Raw genomic sequence first — 23,818 nt, 5'->3', positions numbered from 1 at the left:
ATGGTTAACGGGATCGCGGCGACGCCGAGGCCTTGCAGCCCGCCGTATTACACCTATAATACACCTTGCAAAGGCCCTTGCACGCAGCCGGAGCGGCGTTCACGCTTTTCCGCGACGTTGGGCAAGGGCGCGAGGAGATTGGCAACGATGGCGACCGAAGCAGGCACCACCACCGCAACCAAGCTGAAGCTTGACCCGCCCGACCCGTTGCAAGCGGTCACTCCGGCGGAAGCGGCGGGCCTTGTCCCGCTCAAGACGGAGGAAACCAGCGAGCTCGACAAGAAGGTCGCCCAGTTCGTCAACGAATTGGCGGCGCTCGACTCCAACAGCCCGGAATTCGGCAAAAAGGTCGACCAGCTGACCGCGATGGGTCGCAAGGAGGTCGCGGAAGCGGCCGGCGCGTCCAACCGCTTCCTCGACCGGCCGGTAAAGGCGATCGACAGCGACACCGGCATCGGCGCCGACCTCACGGAGCTCCGAACCACAGTCGAGAAACTCGACCCCGCCAGGAACGGACGGCTGAATCCGGGCCGCAAATTGTTCGGGCTGATCCCTTTCGGCGGCAAGATGAAGAACTACTTCCGCCAGTATCAAAGCTCCCAGACCCACATCTCGGCGGTGCTGAACCGGCTTGCGTCCGGCAAGGACGAGCTGCTGATGGACAATGCCGCGATCGACACCGAGCGCGCCGGGCTGTGGAAGACGATGCACAAGCTTGAGCAGATGGTCCACATCTCCAAGAGCCTCGACCGGCAGCTTGAGGACAAGGCCAACGAGCTTGACGCCACCGATCCCGCCAAGGCGAAGGCGATCCGCGAAAGCGCGCTCTTCTACGCCCGCCAGAGGACGACCGACCTGCTGACGCAGATGGCGGTGACGGTGCAGGGCTACCTGGCCCTCGACCTCGTGAAGAAGAACAATGTCGAGCTGGTGAAGGGCGTCGACCGAGCTTCGACGACGACGGTGGCGGCGCTGCGCACTGCGGTGACCGTCGCTCAGGCAATGACCAACCAGCGCCTGGTGCTGGAACAGATCGGCGCGTTGAATACGACCACCGCGGGCATGATCGACACGACCGGCGAGATGCTGAAGTCGCAGACCGGCGCCATTCACGAACAGGCTGCATCGTCGACGATCCCGCTCGAAACGCTGCAACGCGCGTTCCAGAACATCTACGACACGATGGACCAGATCGACACGTTCAAGCTCAAGGCGCTCGACAGCATGAAACAGACGGTCACCACCCTGTCGAGCGAAGTCGAGAAGTCGAAGGGCTACATCGCCCGGGCCGAAGGCGTGCAGCAGGGCAAGCTGGCCGGCTCGTCGTCGCCGCTAACCCCGCTCGAGAGCAAATGAGCGACGTCGGCGACAAGGTCGACCGGGCGCTTGCCCGTTTCGAGCGAGTCACGCGGTCGCTCGATGAGCGCGAAGGTGCTGCGCGCGATGCCGCCCAGCGCGAGCGTCAGCGGCTGAACCGGGGATTGGCCCGTCGCGCCGGCCGAGTCGCCGTCGCCATCGGGATCGTTAGCATCGTCACCATCGTCATCGGCCTGATCATGCCGATCGGCATGTTCGGCTTTCTTGCGGCGGTCGGCCTCGCGATCGGCATTGCCGGATTGCTGGCCTTCATGCCGGGCGAGCAAGCGCAAAAGGCGCCCTCGGCCGACCTGCCGAACGGACCGATGGTCCAGAAATTCGATTCCTATCTTTATCGGACGCGCGACGCCCTGCCCGCCGCCGCACGCAAGGAAATCGACTCGATCAGTGCCGAGCTACCGACGCTCAGGCAGACGTTGGAGCGGCTGGAGACGGTCGATCCGCAAGCGCAGGATGCAAGGCGCCTGATGTCGATCCACATGCCTGGACTGATCGACCGCTACCTGAACGTGCCGGCGAATTATCGCGATGAGCGCGACGGCGAAAATATCAGCGTCAACGACCGGCTGGTCGAGGGGCTTGCCGCCGGTCGAACCGCGCTGTGTGAGATTTCGGAAAAGCTTGCCCGCGCCGATGTCGCGGCGCTGGAAACCCAAGGTCGCTTCATCAAGTCACGCTACGTCGACGCGCAAATCGAAGGCGCGCGCGACTAGCCGATCGCGCCCGCCGCTCGCAGCCGTTCCGTCTCGGCGGCCGGCAACCCCAATTCCTCCAGCACTACATCGGTATGCTCGCCCAGCGCCGGCGGCGGCAGGTCGGAGTCCGCCCGTTCGCCATCGATCCTGACCGGCGAGCCGACCGTCGGCAGATCGCCCAAGGACGCGCTGCTCATCATCCGCACGACCTGGCGGTGCTGCGCCTGCACGTCCTGCAGAGCCTTTGTCACCGAATTGATCGGCCCGGCCGGGATTCCGGCACGTTCAAGTGCCTCGAGCCACTGCGCGGCCGTCCTTCCCGCAATCGACTGCTGGACCAGCGCGACGATTTCGGCGCGGTGGGCGACCCGGGCAGCATTGGTCGCGAAGCGCTCGTCCAGTGCCCACTCGGGATGCCCGCAAATCTCGGCCAGCCGCGCGAACTGCCCGTCATTCCCGACCGCGATGATGATCGGCTGATCGGCCGCTGCGAACGGCTGGTAAGGGACGATGTTGGGATGGGTATTGCCCTGGCGCGGCGGGTCCTTGCCGGAGACGAGTGCATTCGATGCCTGGTTGGCGAGCATCGCCAGCTGCGTATCGAACAGCGCCATGTCGATGTGCCCGCCCTCGCCGGTCACCGACCGCCGGTGGAGCGCGGCGAGGATTGCGACGGTCGTGTACATGCCGGTGAACAAATCGGCGACCGCGACCCCGACCCGCATCGGTCCGCCGCCCGGCTCGCCGTCCGGCTGGCCGGTGATGCTCATCAAGCCGCCCATCGCCTGGATCATATAATCGTAGCCAGCGCGTTCTGCGTACGGCCCGTCCTGGCCGAAGCCGGTGATCGACGCGACGATCAGGCGCGGATTGACCGCGCGGAGCGAGGCAGCGTCGAGCCCATATTTGGCCAGCCCGCCGACCTTGAAATTCTCGACGACGATGTCGCATGTTTCAGCCAGCCGACGGACGAGCGCCGCACCGTCCTTCGTCGCAATATCGATCGCCGCCGACCGTTTGCCGCGATTGGCGGACAGGAAATAGGCAGCGACCTTCCGCCCTTCATGCTTGACCCACGGCGGGCCCCAATGCCGCGTGTCGTCGCCGAGGCCGGGCTTTTCGATCTTGATGACGTCGGCGCCAAGATCGGCCAGCAACTGGGTGCACCACGGCCCAGCCAGCACGCGGCTGAGATCGAGGACTCGAAGACCGTTCAGCGGGGATGTCATCCGGCGCGCCTCCGCCACCAGCTGCGGTCGGCAAGGATGGCGTGGGCCGCATTGTGGCCTGGGGCGCCAGTCACGCCGCCGCCCGGATGCGCGCCCGACCCGCACAGATACAGCCCCTTCAACGGCATCCGGTAATCGGCGTAGCCGATCATCGGCCGGGCGCTGAACAATTGGTCGAGGCCCATCTTGCCGTGGAAGATGTCGCCGCCGACGAGACCGAAACGTCGCTCCAGATCGAGCGGCGAATGGATCTGCCGCCCGATGATCGACTTGGCGAAACCGGGCGCGTGGCCTTCCACCGTCGCAATAATGGCGTCCGCAGCCTTGTCCCGCTCCTTGTCCCAGTTTCGGCCCGGCCCGAGGTCGAAACGAAAGTGCTGGCAGAACAGCGAAGCCACATGCTTGCCCTTGGGCGAAAGGCCCGGGTCGAGCGTCGATGGGATCAACATTTCGACGATCGGCTGCTTCGTCCAGCCATTGGCGCGCGCGTCGAGATAGGCGCGGTCCATATAGTCGAGGCTCGGCGCGACGATGATGCCGCCGGTCAAATGATCGCCCTTCTTGGGCAGGACGGTGAATTTCGGCAGCTCGGACAGCGCGACGTTCATCCGGAAGGTCGCGCTTTCCGACTGCCAGTTGGTCATCCGCGACTGAATGTCCTGCTCGACGGCGCCCGGCGGGATCAGCCGGTCGAAGAGAAGCTTCGGGTGAAGGCCCGCCGCGACAACGTCGGCTCGCCAGGCCTTGCCGCCCGCGACCACGCCCACGGCCCGGCCGCGCTCGACGATCAGCTCCTCGACCGGGGTCTTGAGCACGATGTCGACACCTGCCTCCCGGCAGGCCTGCGCCATTGCCTGCGTGATCGCGCCCATGCCGCCGATCGCGTGGCCCCACGCGCCCTCGACTCCCGCGGCCTCGCCGAACAGGTGATGCAGCAGGACGTAGGCGGTCCCGGGCGCGTAGGGCGAGGCGAAGTTGCCGACAATACCGTCAAACCCGAACAACGCCTTGGCGAGGTCCCCGCTGAAATAGCGGTCGAGGATGTCGCCCGCGCTGCGCGTCGCGAAGTCGTGCAGCGCGCGGATCTCGGCCGTCGACAGACCCATCATGTCGCGCCCAAGGCTGAGGAGCGACGGGAGTCCGCGCGTGCCTGCCCCCACTTCGGGCGGCGCACGCAGGATCCATTTCTTAACCAGCGGAACCACCGCCGCGAGCTCGGCGATATAGCGATCGTATCCATCGCCATCGGCCTTGTTCAGGCGGGCGATGTCCTTTCGCGTCAGGCCGTTTCGCCCGGCGAGCAGATACTGGCCGTCGCCGGGGAGGAAATTGTCCTTTTTCCGGAGCACGACCTTCAACCCGTGCCGCTCCAGCTGCATGTCGCGAATGACCTTGGGCTGTAGCAGGCTGACGGTGTAGCTGGCGGCGGAATTCCTGAAGCCCGGCAGAAATTCGTCGGTCACCGCCGCGCCGCCGACCTTGTCGGCCGCTTCCAGCACCCGCACCTTCACCCCCTTGCGGGCGAGATAATATGCGCAGGTCAGGCCGTTGTGGCCGGCGCCGATGATGATCGCGTCCATTTCGTCCCCCGCCCGGCGTTTAGCGCATCAGCACCAGTTCTTCGGCCATCGTCGGGTGAAGTGCTACCGTCGCGTCGAAATCGCTCTTCTTCAGTTGCGCGCGCACCGCGATCGCGGCGGCCTGCAGGATTTCGGGTGCATCCGGCCCGATCATGTGCAGCCCGACGATCCGGTCGGTCGTGCCGTCGACGATTAGCTTGTACAAGGAACGCTCGTTGCGGCCGGCAAGCACGTTCTTCATCGGGCGGAAGTCCGACGTGTAGACTTTGACGCTGCCCAGGCGATTGCGCGCTTCGCCTTCGGTCATGCCGACAGCGGCCAGCGGCGGGTGGCTGAATACCGCCGAGGGGATGCAGCCATAATCGACGCGGGTCGGCTTGTTTCCGAAGACGGTGTCGGCGAACGCCTGCGCCTCGCGGATTGCGACGGGCGTAAGCTGCACCCGGTTCGTCACATCGCCAACGGCGTAGATCGACGGGGCCGAGGTGCGATTGTCGTCGTCGACCTTGATCGCGCCTTGATCGGTGACTTCGACGCCTGCAGCCTCGCAGCCTAGCCCCTCCAGGTTCGGCACCCGCCCAGTCGCGAACAGCAATTGGTCCGCTTCGAAATCGTCGCAACCGGTCATGGTCATGTGGATTCGGCCGCTTTCCAGCTTTTCGATCCGCTCGATCTTCGAGTTGAATTTGAAGTCGATGCCTTTGCGAACAGAAATTTGCAGCAGGCGGTCGACGATCTGCTGGTCGTAATGGCGAAGCAGAACGTCGGTGCGGTTGACCAGCGTCACCTGGCTCCCGAACTCGTGGAAGATGCCCGCGAATTCATTGGCGATGTACCCGCCGCCGACGATAACGATGCGCTGCGGAATCTTGTCGAGATGAAACACTTCGTTCGACGTGATCGCATGCTCGATGCTCTCGATCCTGGGCAGTTGCGGGCGGGCGCCGGTGGCGATCAATATCTTGTCGGCGGTCGCTTCTCGGCCGGAGGCAAGGCGAACCGAATTGGGGCCGGTTAGCACCGCGCGCTCGCGGATAATCTCGACCCCATGCGTGCCCAATGTCTCGCCGTAAGCGCCTTCCAGCCGGTCGACTTCCGACAGCACGTTGTCGCGCAGGACGGCCCAGTCGAAGCGCTTGGTCGGCACGTCCCAGCCGAACATCGCGGCATCTTCCAGATCCTCGGCAAAGTGCGCGCCGTAGACGAGCAGCTTCTTGGGGACGCAGCCGCGGATCACGCAGGTGCCGCCCACCCGATATTCTTCGGCAACCGCGACCCGGGCGCCATGAGCCGCTGAAACCCGCGCCCCACGCACACCGCCAGAACCGGCGCCAATGACGAACAGGTCGTAATCGGCCATTAGATGGCGGCCCTTTCCATCAAGGCGCGGGTCGACGGGTCGAGATCGGCCGCTTCCGCCCCCTCGCCCAGCTTCCGGGCAATTTCCTTCCCAAGCTCTACCCCGAACTGATCGAAGGGGTTGATGCCCATCAATACGGCGTTGGCGAAGGTGCGATGCTCGTAAAAGGCAATCAGCGCACCAAGCGTTCGCGGATCGAGCCGGTCGAGCAGGATCGTGATGCTCGGCCGGTTGCCGGCATAGTTACGGTGCGGGTCGTCGGACGGCTTCCCGCGCATCAGCGCCGCCCCCTGCGCGAAGGCGTTGAGCAGCAAGAGGCGATGGTGGTCCGGCAAGCTGCTCTCGTCCTCGGCAACCGCGACAAATTCGACGGGGATCAACGCGGTCCCCTGATGGAGCAGCTGGAATACCGCATGCTGGGCATCGGTCCCAACGCCGCCCCAGGTGACGGGCGCGCTTCGTTCGACGGCTTCGCCGGTGACCGACACCGATTTGCCGTTCGACTCCATCTCCAGCTGTTGAAGGTAGGAAGGCAGCAGTTCCAAACGCTCGTCATAAGCGAACACCGCGCGGCTCTGCGCGCCGGCATTCTGCACGTACAATTGGTCGGCCAGGGCCGCGAGCAGCGCCAGGTTCTTGCCTGGCTCGCTGTACCGGAAGTGCCGGTCCATTTCGGCGGCGCCCTCCAGGAGTTCTTCGAACGCCGTCCACCCCAAGGCCAGCGCGGCGGTGACCGAGACCGCGCTCCACAGCGAGTAACGGCCGCCGACGCCCTCGGAGAATTGAAGGATTCGGGTATCGTCGATGCCCGCTTCCAGCGCCGCTTCCGGCGCGGCAGTGACGGCAATCACCCGCCCTTGCGGATCGGCGATTCCCGCGCCGCGCAGCCAGTCCATCGCCGCCTGGAGATTGGACAGGGTTTCGGCGGTAGTGAACGTCTTTGACGCGGCAATGACCAGGGTGGTTGCCGGGTCGAGCACCTCGACCGCGCGATCGAACGCCTGCCCGTCGATGTTCGAAAGGAAGCTGACATCTATCCGCGGCGCGGTGCCCGACAGGGCGTCGACCAGCAGCGCCGGTCCGAGCACCGATCCGCCAATGCCGATATGCAGGACTCCGGTGATATCGCCGAACGCGCCCGCCTCGATGGCGTCGACCAGCGCCCGCATCCGCTCGCGCCGTGCCGCGGCCGAATCGACCGCCCCGGCCGCGCCCTGCCCGCGCTCGGCGAGATGGTCGGCTGGCCGCCCCTCCGTCGGGTTGACGATGCCGCCGGCGAACAGTGCGTCCCTGGCGGCAGACAAGCCGCGTTCCTCGGCAAGGCCCGGCAGGGTTTCGACCAACTTCGCATCGATGTGGGTCTTAGACAGGTCGAAATAGATGCCCGCCACTTCGCCGGTGAGCCGAGACAGCCGGTCCGGCTCCTGCTCGAACAGCGTCGACAGCGGGGTCAAGCCACGGTTTGAAAGGTCGGTCCAGGCGCTTGTGGTCATCGATCAGGCACATAGTCGGCGGGCGGCCAAATGCCATCCCCGCTTGACGGCGCGTGGACGGGTCGAAACAAGCGCGCGATGCGCCGACGAGCCAAGCCGAGGGAAGAAACGAAGCGGTCGAGCGCCAATGAACTCGTCCGGTTGCTGCTGACGGTCGCCGTTGTCGGCTGGCTGTTCCGAAGCCTGGTGTTCGCGCCGTTCAGCATTCCTTCCGGCTCGATGCTGCCGACCTTGTTCATTGGCGACTATCTGCTCGTTGCAAAATGGCCCTACGGCTACTCGCGCTACAGCTTCCCGTGGGGGATTCCCTCGTTCAGCGGGCGGGTGCCATCCGGCGTCCCCGACCGCGGCGACATCGTCGTCTTCCGCGCGCCGGGCGATGAGGAAGAGGACGTGATCAAGCGCGTCATCGGGCTTCCCGGCGACACCATCGCCGTCGACAGCGGCAAGCTCGTGCTCAACGGCAAGGCGGTCGGGCGCACCGCGACACGCCCCTTTGTCGCGACCGTTTCCGCCAACACCCCGTGCCGCCAGGTCACCGACATGGGTGTCTTGATGGGAACTGCCGGCCAGAACCGATGCGCCTACCAGGCTTTCCGCGAAACGTTGCCCGGCGGTCGCAGCTATACCGTCCTCGATCAGGTCGCCGCCGGCCCAGGGGACAATTTCCCGACCGTGACCGTGCCGGCCGGGCACGTGTTTCTGATGGGCGACAATCGCGACGACAGCCTCGACAGCCGCTTCGACCCGATCGAAGGCGGGATGGGCTTCGTCCCGCTTGAACGCATCGTCGGCAGGGCGACGATCACCTTCTGGTCGACCGACGGGTCGTCAAGCTACGTCAAACCGTGGACATGGTTCTCCGCGCTCCGCACAAACCGACTGGGCAAGACGTTCGGATGACATCGTGAACGCAGAGCTTAAGGCCTTCATTGCTAGCGAAATCGGCCACACGCCGGCCGATCCGCGCCTGTTCGAGGCAGCGTTCACGCATTCCAGCGCGACCGGCAGCAGCTATGAGCGGCTCGAATTCCTCGGCGACCGGGTGCTCGGCGTCTGCATCGCCCGCCTGCTCTACGAACGCTACCCCAACGAGGCCGAGGGCCAGCTGTCGCATCGCTTCAACCAGCTTGTCGCGCGCGAAACCTGCGGCGAAATCGGCCGCGAACTCGGCCTGCCCGCGGTCATCCGGCTGGGCAAGCAAGCCCGGGACGACGGCGCCAACTGGAGCGACAATGTCGTCGGCGACGTTGTCGAGGCGCTGATCGGCGCTTTGTTCGTCGATGCCGGGCTGGACAGGGCGGAAGCGCTGGTACGACGATTGTGGCAGCCGTTGGTCGACGAACAGCGCAAGGCACCGAAACATCCGAAGTCGGCGCTTCAGGAGCTTGCGGCCGCCAAGGCGCTCAAGAACCCCAACTATGAACTGGTGCGCCGAAGCGGTGCCCAGCATCAGCCCCGGTTTACGGTCAAGGTGACGATTGCAACGCTCGGCGAAGCAGAAGGCGAAGGGTCGAGCAAGCAGGAAGCCGAAACCGCGGCCGCCGAAGCCTTATTGGAAAAATTGCAATGACCGAACCTGAAACCCGCTGCGGCTTCGTCGCCGTCATCGGTGCGCCCAACGCCGGCAAATCGACGCTGGTGAATGCGCTGGTCGGCCAGAAGGTCGCGATCGTCAGCGCCAAGGCGCAGACCACGCGCGCCCGGTTGATGGGCATCGCAATCGCCGACGGGTCGCAAATCCTGCTGGTCGACACGCCCGGCATCTTCGCGCCCAAGCGCCGCCTCGACCGGGCAATGGTCGCGGCCGCCTGGAGCGGTGCCTCCGATGCCGACCTCACCCTGCTTGTGATCGATGCCGACGCCGGGATCCGCCCTGAAGTCGAGCGGATCATCGAGGGGCTGGCCGACCGGCAGCATCCGCGGATCGTAGCGTTCAACAAGGTCGACCTGATCGACAAGGGCAAGCTGCTGCACTTGTCATCGGAACTTGCGGGACGCTTGAAGCCCGACGAAATCTTCATGATCAGCGCCAGCGAGGGCGATGGCGTACCGGACCTGAAGGCCGCGCTCGCCAAGGCGATGCCCCAAGGCCCATGGCATTTCCCCGAAGACCAGCTGACCGACGCCACCGACCGCATGGTCGCGGCGGAACTGACCCGCGAACAAATCTATCAGCAGCTCTATCAAGAATTGCCTTATGCGACGGCGATCGAGACGGAGACCTGGGAGGATCGCCCCGACGGTTCGACCTCGATCCGCCAGCAGATCCTGGTCGCGCGCGACACGCAGAAAGCGATCATGATCGGCAAGGGCGGATCGCGCCTCAAGGCGATCGGCGAGGCGGCGCGCAAGGAAATCGCCGAGCACCTGGGCCGCAAGGTGCACCTGTTCCTGCACGTCAAGGTCAACCCGCGTTGGGACGAGGATCGGGCGCTTTACAAGGACATCGGCCTGGAGTGGACCAGCTAGCCAAGCAATTCGTCCACCCACTGCGGCACCAATGCGCCGGCCGGACCGGTGCGGCTTTCGTCGAACAGATAGCTGCCAAGGCTCGGCTCCAGGTTCATCTCCAGCGTTCGCGCACCGCAATATTTCGCTGTCTGGACGAAGCCGGCGGCGGGATAGACAGCGCCGGACGTGCCGATCGACACGAACAGGTCGGCTTTGCGCAGCGCGTCCTCGATCCGCTCCATGGCGTAAGGCATTTCGCCGAACCAGACGATGTCCGGCCGGACCTGGCCGGCAACCGCGCAGCAGGGGCATGCCGCCTGCTCGCCCATCGGCCCTTCCCAGTCGAAGCGATGCCCGCATGCGAGGCACCAGCCACGCTTCAACTCGCCGTGCATGTGCAGCAGCCGCTGCGATCCGGCGCGTTCGTGCAGGTCGTCGACATTCTGGGTGACCAGCAGCAAGTCGCCTGGCCATGACGCATCGAGCCGAGCCAGCGACTTGTGCGCGGCGTTCGGCTCCACCGTTGCAAGCTTCGCCCGGCGAGCATCGTAAAATGCGTGCACGAGCGCCGGATCGCGGGCGAACGCTTGCGGCGTTGCGACATCCTCGACGCGATGCCCTTCCCACAGCCCGTCGGGGCCGCGAAACGTCGCGACGCCGCTTTCCGCGGACACGCCCGCGCCAGTGAGGATGACGATGTTGCGAATTTCGGCCATGCTTCCCCAGCCTGTGATACAATCGCAGTCGCCATAAACAGGGGGCATACAATGCGCACGAAGTTGATGCTGGCCGGGGTTGCCCTGGCGATCCTTTCAGGCTGCCAGAACCAGGCTCCGGCAGACGACCGCGCGTCCATCGAGCACGCGCTCAAGCTGCAGGAAGATCAGTGGCAGCGCGATTATGCGTCGAAGGACGCGGCAGCGCTTGGCAGCCACTATGCCCCCGATGCCGCACTGGCGAGCCCGGGCGCGCCAATCGCCACCACCGAGGCAGATCGCGCTGGCGCGCTCGAAGGCATGGCCAAAGACCCCAATCTGAAGATGGAGTTCGCCAGCGACCGCGTCGACGTCGCAAGCTCCGGCGACCTCGCCTACACGCGCGGCCACTTCACGATGACCAGCACCGACTCCGCCAGCAACCAGCCGCGGGTCGACAAGGGCAGCTACCTGACCGTCTGGAAGAAACAGTCGGACGGATTATGGAAAGCGGTTGAGGACTTTGTCACGCCCGGACCGGCGGTCGTGCCCGTCGCCCCTTAAGCCGGTGCAATGACGAAGGGGATCGTCCGGGTCGGCATTGGCGGCTGGAGCTACGCGCCGTGGCGTGAGACATTCTATCCCGATAAGCTGCCGCAGCGGCGCGAGCTGGAACATGCGTCGCACTGCTTCGGAACGCTGGAAATCAACGCCACCTTCTACGGCCGGCAAAGCCCGAAAAGCTGGGAGAATTGGGCGAGCACGGTGCCCGACGGGTTCCAGTTCGCGATCAAGGGATCCCGCTTTTGCGTGACTCGGACAAGGCTGTGCGAAGGCGCCGAGGGCCTCGGCAATTTCTTCGCGCAGGGCCTGTCCGCGCTCGGCCCGAAGCTTGGCCCGATCCTGTGGCAGTTTGCGCCGCGCCGGCACTTCGACCGTGACGACATCGCGGGCTTCATCGACTTGCTGCCGGACGCAGTGGACGGGTTGCCGCTGCGCCATGTCATAGAACCGCGCCATGACAGCTTCGACGATCCCGCATTTTTCGCGCTGTGCAAGGCGCGCAACATCGCCGTCGCGTTCGCGGATGACGACGAATTCCCATGCATCGACGTCGACACTGCCGACTTCGCTTATGCGCGGCTGCAGCGCATGCGCTCGGAGCTTGAGACCGGATATGACGCGGCCTCGCTCGACGCCTTCGCCGAGCGCGCCAGGCGCTGGGCCGACGGTGGGCGCGACGCCTACATCTACATGATCAATGGCGCCAAGGAGCGCGCGCCGGCGGCCGCGCTGGCGCTGCAGGAGCGGCTCCGCTAACCACCGCCAATGCGCACCGACCAGCAGCCGATCCGCATCGCCCTGTTCGCGCCCGAGGGCCGCATGGGGCAAGCCATTGCGGCGGCGGTGGAGGCCGATCCCGGGTTTATCGTCGACAACAATCATGGCGATGTGATTGTCGACTTTTCTGCGCCCGCCGCGCTCCAGCAAAGCCTTGACCGCGCCACCGCCGCTGGCGTCCCGATCCTGGTCGGCACCACCGGGCTGGACGACCTGGCGGAACAGCGGATCGCGGAGGCATCGAAGCAGGTTGCGGTCCTGCAGGCGTCCAACACGTCCCTCGGCGTCGCCCTTCTCTCAGAGCTCGTCGAGCGGGCGGCGCGGGTGCTCGGGCCGCAATGGGACATAGAGATCCTGGAAATGCACCATCGTCACAAGGCCGATGCTCCATCGGGCACTGCGCTTACGCTGGGCGACGCGGCGGCGAAGGGCCGCGGCGGCCCGCTGCGGTCGGAACGCGGCCGCGACGGGACAGGATCGAAGCGGCAGGAAGGCGCCATCGGCTTTGCCTCCTTGCGCGGCGGGTCCGTCGCCGGCGATCACGATGTCATCTTCGCCGGTCCGGAAGAGCGGCTGATCCTGTCGCATCGCGCCGAGAACCGGATGGTCTTCGCGCGCGGCGCACTTGCCGCAGCCCGCTTCCTGGTCGGCAAGCCGGCCGGCCTTTATTCCATGCGGGACGTCATCGAGGCCGCGTGAACAAGGCTGACGCTTTCGAATTCTTCCGCCGCCTGGCGGAGGACAACCCGTCGCCGACCACCGAGCTGGAATCGACCAATCCCTACACCTTGCTCGTTGCCGTCGTGCTGTCGGCGCAGGCCACCGACGCAAGCGTCAACCTCGCCACGCGCCCGTTGTTCGCAAAGGTGCAAACGCCCGAACAAATGGTCGCCCTGGGCGAAGATGCCGTGCGCGACGCCATCAAGACCATTGGCCTGTTCAACACCAAGGCGAAGAATGTCATCCTTCTGTCGCAGGCGTTGATCCGCGATCACGCCGGACAAGTCCCGCGCACGGGCGATGAACTGCAAAAACTCCCGGGTGTCGGGCGGAAGACCGCGAACGTCGTCCTCAACACGGCGTTTGGCGAGGAGACGTTCGCCGTCGACACGCACGTTTTCCGGGTATCGAACCGCACCGGCCTGGCGCCCGGAAAGACTGTCGATGCGGTCGAGGCCAAGCTTGAGCGGATCGTCCCGCAGCCCTTCCGCCGCGATGCCCACCATTGGCTGATCCTGCACGGCCGCTACACGTGCAAGGCGCGGACCCCCGAATGCTGGCGCTGCCCAGTGATCGACCTGTGCCGCTACAAGCCCAAGACTTTAACGCCACAAGCAAAGGCCGGCACGCTTGGGGGACGTTCCGCTTAGTTCGTCCAGCGGCGTTCGAACCGGGAACCCAGCGACGTCAGCAACTCATACTGGCTAAGGCCCGAGGCGGCAGCCGCGCTCAGCAGGTCGTAGTTCAATTCGACCCAGTCGCCTTCCTTCAACTCCGGCGCGGAATCGCAGCCGACCGCGGTCAGATCCATCGACACTCGGCCCAGAACTGGCAGTTTCCGTTCGCCCGCTAACGCTTCGCCGCGCGACGAGAAGCCGCGCAAATATCCGTCCGCATAGCCGACGTTGATGATCGCGGCCTGGGTATCGGTCTCAGCGGTGAAGGTGCAACCGTAGCCGCAGCTCTCCCCGGCCCGGATCGTGCGGCGTTGGACCACCTGCGCCTCGACCCGTGCCACCTGCACAATTTGCCCTCCGGCTTCGCTGCGCGGGATGCCGCCGTAGAGGGCCAGACCCGGCCGCACGAGGTCGAAGCTGAAGTCGCGGCCAAGGCAGATGCCGGCCGAGTTGGCGAGGCTATAGCGCTTGGCAGAGATTGCGGTCGCAAGGTCGGAAAAAGCCTCGAGCTGGCGCAAGTTGACCGGCGAATCCTCGTCGGCGCAAGCGAGATGGCTGTGGAGCGTGTCGATCGTCAGGCCGGCGAGCGCCCCGGTTTCGCCCACCCGCAGGCCGAGGCGGTTCATGCCCGTATCGACCATCACGTCGCACGCCCTGCCCGGCGCGATCTCCCGCCAGCGCGCGACCTGCTCGACGCTGTTCAGCACCGGCCGGGCCACCGATGCCAAAGCGACCGCGTGATCCGCCGGCTGCGGACCGTGGAGCACCGCCAGCGACAGTCCCTCCGCCAGCGGTCCAAGCTCTTCCGCCTCGGCGTAGGTTGAAACGAAGAAATCCCGGCACCCAGCCCGGGCCAGCGCCGTCATCGCCTCATGTGCGCCAAGCCCGTAACCATTGGCCTTGATCGCCGCGCCCGCAGGGACCCCTGCCCGGTCCTGCAACCAGCGCCAGTTCGCGATCAGTGCCTGGCGTTCGACGGAAAGGCGCAGCGAGCGATGCATCGCCCGCCGACTAGCCGCCGCTGTGCCCGCCGTCGAGGCGAGTTAGCGCTTCCTCCCAGTTGCGCCCGTCGAACTGCTCGATGGCCAGTTGCACGGCGTCGTCGAGGCAACGCGCGTTGACGCTCCAGCAATCCGGATGGGAACGCGGCTGGTAGAAGCTCTTCACTCCGCAGATTGAGCAGAACAAATGCTCGGCGGCGCCCGTCCCGAAGCGGTAACTGCTCAGTGCCCCGCTTCCGCCCAGGAGCGTAAAGCCCGCGTGCGGCACAATCACGTGCAGGAACCCGGTGCGGCGACAGGCCGAGCAGTTGCAGTCGAGCGCGGGGACCGGCGGCGGCGGAAGCTGCGCGGCGAACCGCACAGCCCCGCAATGGCACCCGCCGGTGGCCTCGCTCACTCGCGCCCTACCAGATGCGAACGCGGTTCTTTGGCGCGACGTAAAGCTTGTCGCCCGGCTTCACATTGAACGCCGCATACCAAGGGTCGAAGTTACGCAGAACTTCGTTCACTCGGGCATAGTCCGGCGCGTGCGGATCACTCTCCATGACGACCCGCTGCAGCTGTTCGCTCCACTTGTTGCGATACTTCTGGGCGTAAGCGATGAAGAAACGCTGGTCGCCGGTCAGCCCGTCGATCACCGGCGCCGGCTTACCGTCGAGCGACAATTTGTAAGCGCGGTAGGCGATGGTGATTCCGGCAAGGTCGCCGATATTCTCACCCAGCGTCAACGATCCGTTGATGCAGGTCTTGCCGGCATCGAAGGGGCAATTCTTGCCATATTGGGCCGCCAGCTGCGAACTCAGCTTCTGGAATTTCGCCTTGTCATCCGGGGTCCACCAGTCGCGCAGCCGACCTTGGCCATCGTATCGCGAGCCCGAATCGTCAAAACCGTGACCGATTTCGTGTCCGATGGTCGATCCGATGGCGGCGTAGTTCACCGCCGGGTCCGCCGTCGGGCTGAAGTTCGGCGCTTGCAGGTACGCGGCCGGGAAGACGATCTCGTTCAGCTGGGAAGAGTAATAAGCGTTGACCGTCTGCGGCGTCATGAACCACTGCTCGCGGTCGACCGGCTTGACGAACTTCTTCAGCGTGTCCTTGCGCCCCCAGCGAGACGCGTTGAGTCGATTTTCGAGCGCCTGGCCGAGCTGGACTTCGAAGCCTTCGTAGGTTTCGAACTTCGACGGATAGCCGATCTTTACGTTGAGCGCGTCGAGCTTCTGGCGCGAGGCTTCGCGCGTCGCCGGGGACATCCACTTCAACTCGGAGATGTTTGACGCCATCGCTTTGCGAAGGTTGTCGACCAGCTCGATCATCGCCGTCTTGCTCGCTTCCGGGAAGTTGCGCTCGACGTAGATCTTGCCGATTGCTTCCCCGAGGTTCGAGTTGACGTTGCTAAGCGCGCGCTCGTGGCGCGGCGGAGCGGTCTTCACCCCGTACAGATAGGCCGAATTGAACGCGAAGTTCGCCTTGTCGATGTCGCTCGGCAGGACCGGCGCGTTAGCGGCTAGGAAGCGGACCTTCAGCCAATCCTTCCACACATCCATTGGCGTGGCCTTAAGGAGCTTCAGCTGCCCGATCATCCCGTCGCCGATCTTCGAACGAAGCTCGGCGGGGACTTTCTGCTCGTCGAGCTTCGCATCGCTCGGCCGGATGCGGGTGACCAGGAAGCGCTCGCCGGTGTAACCGACCTTGTCGATCAGCTCGCCGATCGGCAGGTCTGGCGCAAGCGCCTCCAGCTGGGCTCGGGTCAGGTAATTGTTGGTCAGCTCGGGATTGCGGACGACCGCGGGGTCCCAATCGTTCTGGGCAATGCCTTTTTCCAGGGCATAGACGCGCTCGGCCCGCGCCTTGGCGTCGCTGGCGCCGCTACGTTCGAGAAGGAATGCCAGGAATTCGATATATTTGCCGCGCATCTCGACGTTGCGCGGATTGTCGACCAGGTAATTGTCGCGCGTCGGCAGGCCGTAGCCGGCCATCCCGAAGGTCGGGATATAGCGGTTCGGGTCGTCGCGATCGATCGTCACGCCCGGCCCGATGGCCGATGCGAACGCCGGGTCCGCGAACAGCCGCACGAGGTCGGCGTGGCTGGTGAGCGCATCGATGCGGGAGAGATAGGGCCTGGCCGGCTCCAGCCCGAGGCGGTTGATCGTCGGCACGTCGAGATAGCTCAGGTAGAAATCCGCGACCTTCTGCTGGATGTCGCCCTGCGGAGCCTTGGCGTCGATCGCTTCCTTGATGATCTCCCGCATCGCCGCGTCGGACACGATCGAGAGGTTCTGGCTGACGCCATAATAGGGATATTTGGCCGGGATGGCGGTAGCCGCTTTCCACTTGCCGTTGACGAAGGCGTCGAAGTCATCGCCCGGATCGACCGACCGGTCGAGCGTCGCCATGTCGAAGCCCCAGGCCGGGAAGACCATCGGTGCCGGCGTGCTGAGGTCCGGCGCACCGGCAGGCGCGGACTGCGCGAAGGCCGGCGCCGAGATGACGCCCCAAGCGACCGTCGCGAGCAAAATCTTACGAGCAAACATCAGTGAATCCCCCCCGGGTGTTGGAATCGGTTAGCCAACGCTTTTGACGAGCCTAATCCAACAGTCACCGCTGTATAGGCGAAATGCGGGCTGGGTTCGGCGAACGGCGGTCGCTGGCGCCCCGGGGGGGGATACGAAGGCGCTATCGGATGGCGGCGAGCGTAATCGAGCCCTGGGTCGATCGAGCAGCGATCAGCGCGTCGCTGTCGCTACGGGCCTTGGCGAGCACCGCGTCGCGGCAACGGCGAACGTCGTTCTTTCCGGCCAGGTCGAAATCCGACGCCGCACCGCACACCTCGCGGGCCGCTTGCGACAGCCGCAGCTGGAGTTGACGTCGGCCATCGCTGCCCGAAAGGTCGAGGTCTCCGGTGTGGACAACGCTGACCTGAACGTCGCTGCGCAGCGGTTCTGCCAGGGCGGGCACGGCCTTGGTGCCGGCGGCCGTCAGCAATGCGGAGGCAAGGATGATTCGCAGGGCCTGTTTCATGGTCGCTTCCTTTGCAACGAGGAGCCGCATCGAGCGGCGCGACACACCAGATAGGCCGCGATTTCAGTTCGCATAAGCAACGATGTTGCACGATGGTTCTGCAATAATGCAGAATGGCGCGATGCTAGACTGGAACGACCTCCGCTTCTTCCTCGCAGTTGCCGACAGCGGGAGTACGCTGTCCGCGGCGCGAAACCTGCGGGTCAGCCAGACGACCGTCGCCCGTCGCATCGGCGCGCTGGAACAGGCTTTGGGCCTTACCCTCTTCGACCGGCGCCAGGCGGGCTATACGCTCACGCCGGACGGCGAGCGGCTGATCGGTCACGCACGGTCGGTCGGCGCGTCGGTCGACGCCCTCGGCGACGCGGCAGCCGCCCAGGTCCGGGACACCAGCGGGACGGTTCGGTTAACGACCGAAGAGATTTTCGCCGTTCAGCTGCTCCCGCCGCTGCTGCGCGCGCTGCACGATGCGCATCCTGAAATCGTTATCGAGATGGATGCCACCAGCGAGGTCCGCGACCTTGGCGCTGGGGAAGCTGACATCGCGCTGCGGGCAACGCGCCTCGAACAGTCCGCAGGCGTGGTCGGGCGTCGGCTCTGTGTCGATGACTGGGCGTTCTACTGCACACCGGAATATGGCGAGCGCAACGGCATCCCGGGCGCCCCCGAGCAGCTCCGCGGGCACGCGCTGATCGGCGGCGGGGGCGGCAATCTGTGGCGCGAATATCAATCGTACCTGCGCAGGCTTGGCGTCGAATCGCAGGTCGCGATCCATCAGGCCACGTCCAGCGGCCTGCTTGCTGCGGTACGATCCGGCGTCGGCATCGCCGTGCTGCCGTGCCTGGTTGCCGATTCCGACCCTGAACTGGTGCAATGCTTTGGCCCAAGGAGCGGCCACGGACGCGTCATGTGGCTGCTGACCCACGAGCGGGTCCGGCACAGCCCGCGGGTCCGGGTCGTCACCGATTTCCTGTTCGAACGGATCAGGCAGCGCGTGGCCGACCTGAACCTTTCGACCTGATCACTCGACGGTAACGCTCTTCGCCAGATTACGCGGCTGGTCGACGTCGGTGCCTTTCAGCACGGCCGTATGATAAGCGAGCAACTGCACCGGGACGGCATAGACGATCGGCGCGATCAACGGGTGCACCTCAGGCATTTCGATCGTCGCCATGCAGCCTTCGCCCGCTTCTTCCAGGCCCTTGGCGTCGCTGACCAGCACAATCTTCCCGCCCCGCGCGCGCACTTCCTGCATGTTGCTGACCGTCTTTTCGAACAAGGGTCCGGACGGCGCGAGGACGATGACCGGCACATGCTCGTCGATTAGCGCGATCGGGCCGTGCTTCATCTCGCCCGCGGCATAGCCTTCGGCGTGGATGTAGCTGATTTCCTTCAGTTTCAGCGCGCCTTCCAGCGCCATCGGATAATAGGGCCCGCGGCCCAGGTAGAGCACGTCGCGCGCCGGCGCGATCAAATGCGCCATCGCGGCGATGTCGTCGTCATGGTCGAGCGCGCCGTTGATCGCGGCCGGGGCCTCCTGCAGGTGCGCGACAATCTCGCGCTCTTCCGCGGCCGACAGCCTGCCCTTCGCGCGCGCCAGATTCGCTGCAAGGGCGGCCAGGACGGCCAGCTGGCAGGTAAACGCCTTGGTCGAAGCGACCCCGATCTCCGGGCCGGCGTGGGTCGGCAGCAGCAGGTCGGCCTCGCGCGCCATCGAACTGGTCGGGACGTTGACGACGACGGCGATCCGCTGTTCCTGCGAGCGCGCATGGCGCAGCGCTGCCAGCGTATCGGCGGTCTCGCCCGATTGGCTGATGAACAAGGCCAGTCCGCCCGGCTGCAGAACGGGATCGCGATACCGGAATTCCGACGCCACATCGATGTCGACGGGCACCCGGGCGTATTGCTCGATCCAATATTTTGCGACCAGGCCGGCGTAGAAGCTGGTGCCGCAGGCGACGATGGTCAGCCGGTCGACGTCGGCGAGGTCGAAGTCGATATTGGGCAGTGCGACGATGCCTTCGAACGGGCGAATGTAGCTCGACAGGCTGTCGGCGACGACGACCGGCTGCTCGAAGATTTCCTTCTGCATGTAGTGCCGGTAGTTGCCGCGCTCGATCCGCACCGCGGATGCGCCGCTGTCGACGATCTCCCGCTCGACCGGCCGGTTCTCGCGGTCGAAGATTTCGATCCCGTCGCGGCGGACGACCGCCCAGTCGCCCTCGTCGAGGTAGGCGATCCGGCGCGTCCAGGGGGCCACCGCAAGCGCGTCGGAACCCAGGTAATTCTCGCCCTCGCCATAGCCGACTGTCAGCGGCGCACCCAGGCGCGCGCCGATGATAAGGTCTGGGTGATCTTCGAACAGGAAGGCGATGGCGAAGGCGCCCTGCAGCCGCGGCAGCACGGTTGCGACGGCGTCCGCGGGGGACGAGCCGCGCTCGACTTCGCGGGCGACCAGATGGGCGACGACCTCGCTATCGGTTTCGCTGAGGAATTCGCGCCCGTCGGCGATCAGTTCGTCGCGCAGCGGCTTGAAGTTCTCGATGATCCCGTTGTGCACCAAAGCGACGCGCCCGGCGATGTGCGGATGCGCGTTGCCGACCGTTGGCGCCCCGTGGGTCGCCCAGCGCGTGTGGGCAACGCCGACGTCGCCGCCAAGCGGATTGCCGGCAAGCTCGCGCTGCAGGTTGTCGAGCTTCCCCTCGGCCCGCCGCCGGTCGAGCCGGCCACCGTCGATGGTGCAGATGCCGGCCGAGTCATAGCCGCGATACTCAAGCCGCTTGAGCCCGTCGAACAGCCGCTGGGCAACATCCCGGTTGCCGACAATACCAACGATTCCGCACATTACTCAGCTGCCCTTTTTGTCATCCGTTCACGGAAGCGGCGGGCCCAGCCGGCGATTCCCTTTTGTTCGTTGCGTTCGAGGGCCAAGCTGTCGGCTTCGACATCGCGCGTGATGACCGATCCGGCGCCGACGATCGCGCCGTCGCCGACCGTCACCGGCGCGACCAGCGCGCTGTTCGAACCGATGAACGCCCCTGCGCCGATCACCGTCCGCGACTTGCCGAACCCGTCGTAATTGCAGGTGATCGTCCCGGCGCCGATGTTGGCTTTCTCACCGACGCTGGCGTCGCCGATGTAGCTAAGGTGATTGACCTTGGCGCCGCGGGCGACCTGCGCCTGCTTGATCTCGACGAAGTTGCCGACCTTGGTGTCCTCGGCCAGCTCGGTCCCGGGCCGGATGCGGGCGAAGGGGCCGATCACCGCGCGCGCGCCGATCGCGGCGCCTTCGATGTGGCTGAAGGCCTTGATCGTGGCGCCGTCGGCGACCGCGACACCAGCGCCGAAGACGACGTGCGGTTCGACTGTCACGTCGCGGCCGAGCCTGGTGTCGAACGCGAACCAGACGCTTTCCGGGTCGATCAGGGTTGCACCGTCCTGAAGCGCCTGCTCACGCCGGCGGCGCTGCCAGTCGACCTCCAGGTGCGCCAGTTCGGCGCGGCTGTTGACCCCGGCGGTTTCGAACGCATCGCCTTCGATCACGACCGCCTGGCGCCCTTCGGCGGCGGCGATGTTGACGATGTCGGGCAGGTAATATTCGCCCGCGGCATTGTCGTTGCCGACCTTTTCGAGCCAGCGGAACAGGTCGGGCGCGCGCACCGCCATCATGCCCGAATTGCATAGGCGAACCGCCCGTTCCTCCTCGGTCGCGTCCTTATATTCGACCATCTTCAAGATGCGATCGCCGATGGCGATGATGCGCCCGTAGGCCGCCGGATCGTCCTGGACCGATCCCAGGACGACGATCCCCGGACCGCCTGCCCCGTCCAGCCGCTCCAGCATTCGCTGCAAGGTGGAAGCACGGACGAAGGGCGTGTCGCCGTAGAGGACGATGACGGCGCCATCATAGTCGCCAAGCGCATCGCGGGCCTGCAACACCGCGTGGCCGGTGCCTTTCTGCTTCGCCTGATGCGCGACGAGGACGCCGCGTACCTGGACCGCGCGCTCGACCTGCTCGCGGCCCTTGCCGACGACGACGATACGCCGGCTGGCGCCAAGCTCATCGATGCTGTCAAGCAGGTGCAAAAGCAGCGGCCGCTGGGCGATCGGATGCAAGACCTTGTGCGTGTCGGAGCGCATGCGCGTGCCCTGCCCAGCGGCAAGGACGACAGCGGCGAAATCGTGCGGTGCACTCATGGCGGCGAGCAATGGCACGGCGACTTTGAGAGCGCCAGAGGGCGCGTCGGCCATAAAAAAGGGGCGGCCCGAAAGCCGCCCTTGTAAAGCATCGTCAGGTTGAGCGTCCGCCTAGAAGACGTTCATGTAATATTCGTTGCCGACGAAACCCATCTTTTCGACCCTGGCCCGCTTGGTGACGGCAAGAACCTCATCGACCATTTCATAACGAGCCTTGGAATCCGGCTGCAGGTGGAGTTCCGGAGTCGGGTCCATCTGCTGCGTGGTGTCCAGGTACAGGCGGAGCTGGTCCATCGTCACCGGGTTGCCGTTCCACAGGATCTTGTCGTCACCGGTAATGACGATCTTGTTCTTGACCGGATCGACCGGCGGTGGGTTCACATTGTTCTGGTTCACCGGAAGGTCGAGCTTCACCGCGTGGCTCTGCACCGGAATGGTGATGATGAACATTATCAGCAGCACCAGGAGAACATCGATCAACGGAACGACATTCATGTCGTTCATCGGTTCGCCTTCGGAGTCGCCTTGCTTGACGGTCATTGCCATGGTCGAAACTCCTACTGGACGCGGACGCCGGACTGCGGTGCCGGCTCGGAGATGAATCCGACGCGGGCGAATCCTGCGCGTTGCATGGTGATAATCGCGCCGCCGACACACTTGTACGGCGTGTTGATGTCGCCGCGGATGTGCGCCTCGGGCATGTTCTCGTCAGTCACGTTTTCGACGCCGCCGACCGCCTTGATGGTGTCCTCCAGCTTCTTGACCGCGCGCTCCAGGAGCTCCTTGCTATCGACCTTCTGGACGCCCCAATAGACCGCGCAGTTGCCGTCCGGAGTGCCGTGGACCGAAAGGTTGACGTTTTCGGGCTTCGTCGTGGTCGCTTCGTAGCGGACCGACGGAAGCTTCACGGGGACGCTCTGCAACACGACCGGAACCGCGATCAGGAAGATGATCAGCATCACCAGCATCGTGTCAGCCAGCGGGATGACGTTGATGTCGGAGATGGCTTCGTCTTCGCCTTCGCCGGAGCCAACTTTCATTGCCATAGGGCTATGCCTTCTTTCGGCTTTTTAGTGCGGTCCGCCGGGCGGAGCGGCAATGCCACTCCGCCCGTTGAACCAGGAAGTTATACGCCAGTCGTGCTGCTCGCCTGCGAACCCGACTGGGTCGAGCCCGTGCGCAGCGGCTGCTGGGTGCGGCTGCTCGTCGAACCGGCAGTGGTGGTCGAATTGCCGACGTCACCCTTGCCACCGGTGGCGATGCGCGGCTTCACCTTTCCGTCCGACATCAGGTAGCCGTGCAGGTCGTTCGTGAAGGCCGCGAGGTCTTCCATGATCGACTTATTGCGGCGCAGCAGCCAGTTGTAGGCAAGCACGGCGGGAACCGCGACGACCAGACCGAGCGCGGTCATGATCAGCGCTTCGCCGACCGGGCCGGCAACCGCGTCGATCGACGCCTGGCCGGCGGCACCGATCTTGATCAGCGCGCGGTAGATGCCGATGACGGTACCGAACAGACCGATGAACGGCGCCGTCGAACCGACCGTGGCAAGGAAGGCCAGGCCTTCACCCAAGCGCGAACCGATCGCGCCCTGACTGCGGGCCAGGCTGTTCGCCATCCAATCGTGCTGGTCGATCGGGTCGGTCAGCTTGCCGTGCTGTTCCTGGGCAACCAGCGCATCGTCGACGATCGAGCGGTAAGCGCTGCGCGCCTCAAGCTTGGTCGCGGCTTCGCGCAGGTTCGGCGAGTTCCAGAAGCTGGAACGCACCTTGCGGCCCTGCGCGATGATCTTCTGCTGCTGCATCAGCTTGGTGAACAGGATGTAGAAGGAGAAGATCGACATGCCGACCAGGATGATGAACACCGACCAGGCGATGACACCGCCCTGCTGAAGCGCAGGCAGAAGACCGTATGGGTTCTCGCCACTGGCAGTAGCGGCAGAAGCTGTAAGAGCGATGAAGGACATTGGCGTCTACTTTCC

24 protein-coding genes are annotated in these 23,818 nt (G+C 65.2%); 10 read left to right on the top strand and 14 right to left on the bottom strand.

The window, feature by feature from the left end; translation table 11 throughout:
• Nucleotides 1–147: 147 nt before the first annotated feature.
• Together G7078_RS05800 and G7078_RS05795 are read left to right on the top strand one after the other, a co-directional pair.
• Nucleotides 148–1,356: a toxic anion resistance protein gene (locus G7078_RS05800; RefSeq protein ID WP_166093937.1), complete on the top strand. Its 1,209-nt coding sequence runs from the start codon at nt 148–150 to the stop codon at nt 1,354–1,356.
• Nucleotides 1,353–2,090 carry a hypothetical protein gene (locus G7078_RS05795; RefSeq protein WP_166093935.1) on the top strand — a complete coding sequence of 246 codons (738 nt, stop codon included), beginning with the start codon at nt 1,353–1,355 and terminating at the stop codon, nt 2,088–2,090. Before G7078_RS05800 ends, G7078_RS05795 begins: the two co-directional genes overlap by 4 nt.
• Here G7078_RS05795 and G7078_RS05790 read toward each other — a convergent pair.
• Genes G7078_RS05790 through pgi form a run of 4 tightly spaced genes read right to left on the bottom strand, consistent with a single transcriptional unit; the run spans nt 2,087 to nt 7,734 of the window.
• Nucleotides 2,087–3,301, bottom strand: coding sequence for a CaiB/BaiF CoA transferase family protein (locus tag G7078_RS05790; RefSeq protein WP_166093932.1), 1,215 nt, complete (start codon nt 3,299–3,301; stop codon nt 2,087–2,089). The two genes, G7078_RS05795 and G7078_RS05790, sit on opposite strands and share 4 nt — an antisense overlap.
• Nucleotides 3,298–4,881, bottom strand: coding sequence for a phytoene desaturase family protein (locus tag G7078_RS05785; RefSeq protein ID WP_166093930.1), 1,584 nt, complete (start codon nt 4,879–4,881; stop codon nt 3,298–3,300). The genes G7078_RS05790 and G7078_RS05785 overlap by 4 nt, the downstream gene beginning before the upstream one ends.
• A gap of 19 nt (nt 4,882–4,900) precedes the next feature.
• Nucleotides 4,901–6,241, bottom strand: coding sequence for a glutathione-disulfide reductase (gene gorA, locus G7078_RS05780; RefSeq protein WP_166093928.1), 1,341 nt, complete (start codon nt 6,239–6,241; stop codon nt 4,901–4,903).
• Nucleotides 6,241–7,734: a glucose-6-phosphate isomerase gene (gene pgi, locus G7078_RS05775; protein WP_166093926.1), complete on the bottom strand. Its 1,494-nt coding sequence runs from the start codon at nt 7,732–7,734 to the stop codon at nt 6,241–6,243. Before pgi ends, gorA begins: the two co-directional genes overlap by 1 nt.
• Before the next feature lie 78 nt (nt 7,735–7,812).
• Here pgi and lepB point away from each other — a divergent pair, with 78 nt between their 5' ends.
• The 3 genes from lepB to era are packed head-to-tail and all read left to right on the top strand — an operon-like array spanning nt 7,813 to nt 10,206.
• Nucleotides 7,813–8,637, top strand: a complete 825-nt coding sequence (lepB, locus tag G7078_RS05770) for a signal peptidase I (protein WP_166093923.1) — start codon at nt 7,813–7,815, stop codon at nt 8,635–8,637.
• Between the two features lies 1 nt (nt 8,638).
• Nucleotides 8,639–9,307: a ribonuclease III gene (gene rnc, locus G7078_RS05765; protein ID WP_166096182.1), complete on the top strand. Its 669-nt coding sequence runs from the start codon at nt 8,639–8,641 to the stop codon at nt 9,305–9,307.
• Nucleotides 9,304–10,206 carry a GTPase Era gene (gene era / locus G7078_RS05760; protein WP_166093920.1) on the top strand — a complete coding sequence of 301 codons (903 nt, stop codon included), beginning with the start codon at nt 9,304–9,306 and terminating at the stop codon, nt 10,204–10,206. Before rnc ends, era begins: the two co-directional genes overlap by 4 nt.
• Here era and G7078_RS05755 read toward each other — a convergent pair.
• Nucleotides 10,203–10,904, bottom strand: coding sequence for an NAD-dependent deacylase (locus tag G7078_RS05755; RefSeq protein WP_166093918.1), 702 nt, complete (start codon nt 10,902–10,904; stop codon nt 10,203–10,205). The genes era and G7078_RS05755 overlap by 4 nt on opposite strands.
• A 51-nt stretch (nt 10,905–10,955) precedes the next feature.
• Here G7078_RS05755 and G7078_RS05750 point away from each other — a divergent pair, with 51 nt between their 5' ends.
• From G7078_RS05750 to nth, 4 genes are read left to right on the top strand one after another with little or no spacing between them, the layout of a single operon-like run.
• Nucleotides 10,956–11,447 (top strand): YybH family protein, encoded by a 492-nt coding sequence (locus tag G7078_RS05750; RefSeq protein ID WP_166093915.1) that lies wholly within the window; start codon nt 10,956–10,958, stop codon nt 11,445–11,447.
• A 9-nt stretch (nt 11,448–11,456) separates the two neighbouring features.
• Nucleotides 11,457–12,203: a DUF72 domain-containing protein gene (locus G7078_RS05745; protein WP_166093912.1), complete on the top strand. Its 747-nt coding sequence runs from the start codon at nt 11,457–11,459 to the stop codon at nt 12,201–12,203.
• Between the two features lie 9 nt (nt 12,204–12,212).
• A complete protein-coding gene (dapB, locus tag G7078_RS05740; RefSeq protein WP_166093910.1) occupies nt 12,213–12,923 on the top strand; it encodes a 4-hydroxy-tetrahydrodipicolinate reductase in 711 nt (236 codons plus the stop codon).
• The gene (gene nth, locus G7078_RS05735; protein WP_166093907.1) at nt 12,920–13,594 is read left to right on the top strand and encodes an endonuclease III; all 675 of its coding nucleotides are present in this window, start codon (nt 12,920–12,922) and stop codon (nt 13,592–13,594) included. The genes dapB and nth overlap by 4 nt, the downstream gene beginning before the upstream one ends.
• Here the strand turns inward: nth and alr are convergent.
• The 4 genes from alr to G7078_RS05715 form a co-directional block, all read right to left on the bottom strand.
• On the bottom strand, nt 13,591–14,622 hold the full coding sequence (gene alr, locus G7078_RS05730; protein ID WP_166093906.1) for an alanine racemase: 1,032 nt from the start codon (nt 14,620–14,622) through the stop codon (nt 13,591–13,593). The two genes, nth and alr, sit on opposite strands and share 4 nt — an antisense overlap.
• A gap of 10 nt (nt 14,623–14,632) precedes the next feature.
• The gene (locus tag G7078_RS05725) at nt 14,633–15,019 is read right to left on the bottom strand and encodes a GFA family protein (protein ID WP_166093904.1); all 387 of its coding nucleotides are present in this window, start codon (nt 15,017–15,019) and stop codon (nt 14,633–14,635) included.
• 7 nt (nt 15,020–15,026) lie between these two features.
• Nucleotides 15,027–17,153: a M13 family metallopeptidase gene (locus G7078_RS05720; protein WP_166093902.1), complete on the bottom strand. Its 2,127-nt coding sequence runs from the start codon at nt 17,151–17,153 to the stop codon at nt 15,027–15,029.
• A 142-nt stretch (nt 17,154–17,295) separates the two neighbouring features.
• Nucleotides 17,296–17,640: a UrcA family protein gene (locus G7078_RS05715; RefSeq protein WP_166093900.1), complete on the bottom strand. Its 345-nt coding sequence runs from the start codon at nt 17,638–17,640 to the stop codon at nt 17,296–17,298.
• A gap of 121 nt (nt 17,641–17,761) precedes the next feature.
• Between G7078_RS05715 and G7078_RS05710 the strand changes: the two genes are divergently transcribed.
• Nucleotides 17,762–18,661: a LysR family transcriptional regulator gene (locus G7078_RS05710; RefSeq protein WP_166093898.1), complete on the top strand. Its 900-nt coding sequence runs from the start codon at nt 17,762–17,764 to the stop codon at nt 18,659–18,661.
• On the opposite strand, the gene glmS is transcribed toward G7078_RS05710, so the two are convergent.
• The 5 genes from glmS to G7078_RS05685 all read right to left on the bottom strand — a co-directional run bounded on the left by glmS (nt 18,662) and on the right by G7078_RS05685 (nt 23,803).
• Complete coding sequence (glmS, locus tag G7078_RS05705) at nt 18,662–20,485, bottom strand: glutamine--fructose-6-phosphate transaminase (isomerizing) (protein ID WP_166093897.1); 1,824 nt, start codon at nt 20,483–20,485, stop codon at nt 18,662–18,664.
• Nucleotides 20,485–21,837 carry a bifunctional UDP-N-acetylglucosamine diphosphorylase/glucosamine-1-phosphate N-acetyltransferase GlmU gene (gene glmU, locus G7078_RS05700; RefSeq protein WP_166093894.1) on the bottom strand — a complete coding sequence of 451 codons (1,353 nt, stop codon included), beginning with the start codon at nt 21,835–21,837 and terminating at the stop codon, nt 20,485–20,487. The genes glmS and glmU overlap by 1 nt, the downstream gene beginning before the upstream one ends.
• A gap of 111 nt (nt 21,838–21,948) precedes the next feature.
• Nucleotides 21,949–22,377, bottom strand: coding sequence for an ExbD/TolR family protein (locus tag G7078_RS05695; RefSeq protein WP_166096181.1), 429 nt, complete (start codon nt 22,375–22,377; stop codon nt 21,949–21,951).
• 17 nt (nt 22,378–22,394) lie between these two features.
• A complete protein-coding gene (locus G7078_RS05690; protein WP_166093892.1) occupies nt 22,395–22,883 on the bottom strand; it encodes an ExbD/TolR family protein in 489 nt (162 codons plus the stop codon).
• A gap of 80 nt (nt 22,884–22,963) precedes the next feature.
• Entirely contained in the window at nt 22,964–23,803 is an 840-nt protein-coding gene (locus tag G7078_RS05685; RefSeq protein WP_166093889.1) for a MotA/TolQ/ExbB proton channel family protein, read from the bottom strand.
• Nucleotides 23,804–23,818 lie beyond the last annotated feature (15 nt).

Source organism: Sphingomonas sinipercae (genome assembly GCF_011302055.1).
GTDB lineage: Bacteria > Pseudomonadota > Alphaproteobacteria > Sphingomonadales > Sphingomonadaceae > Sphingomicrobium > Sphingomicrobium sinipercae.
This window is presented reverse-complemented; position numbering and strand designations above follow the sequence as displayed.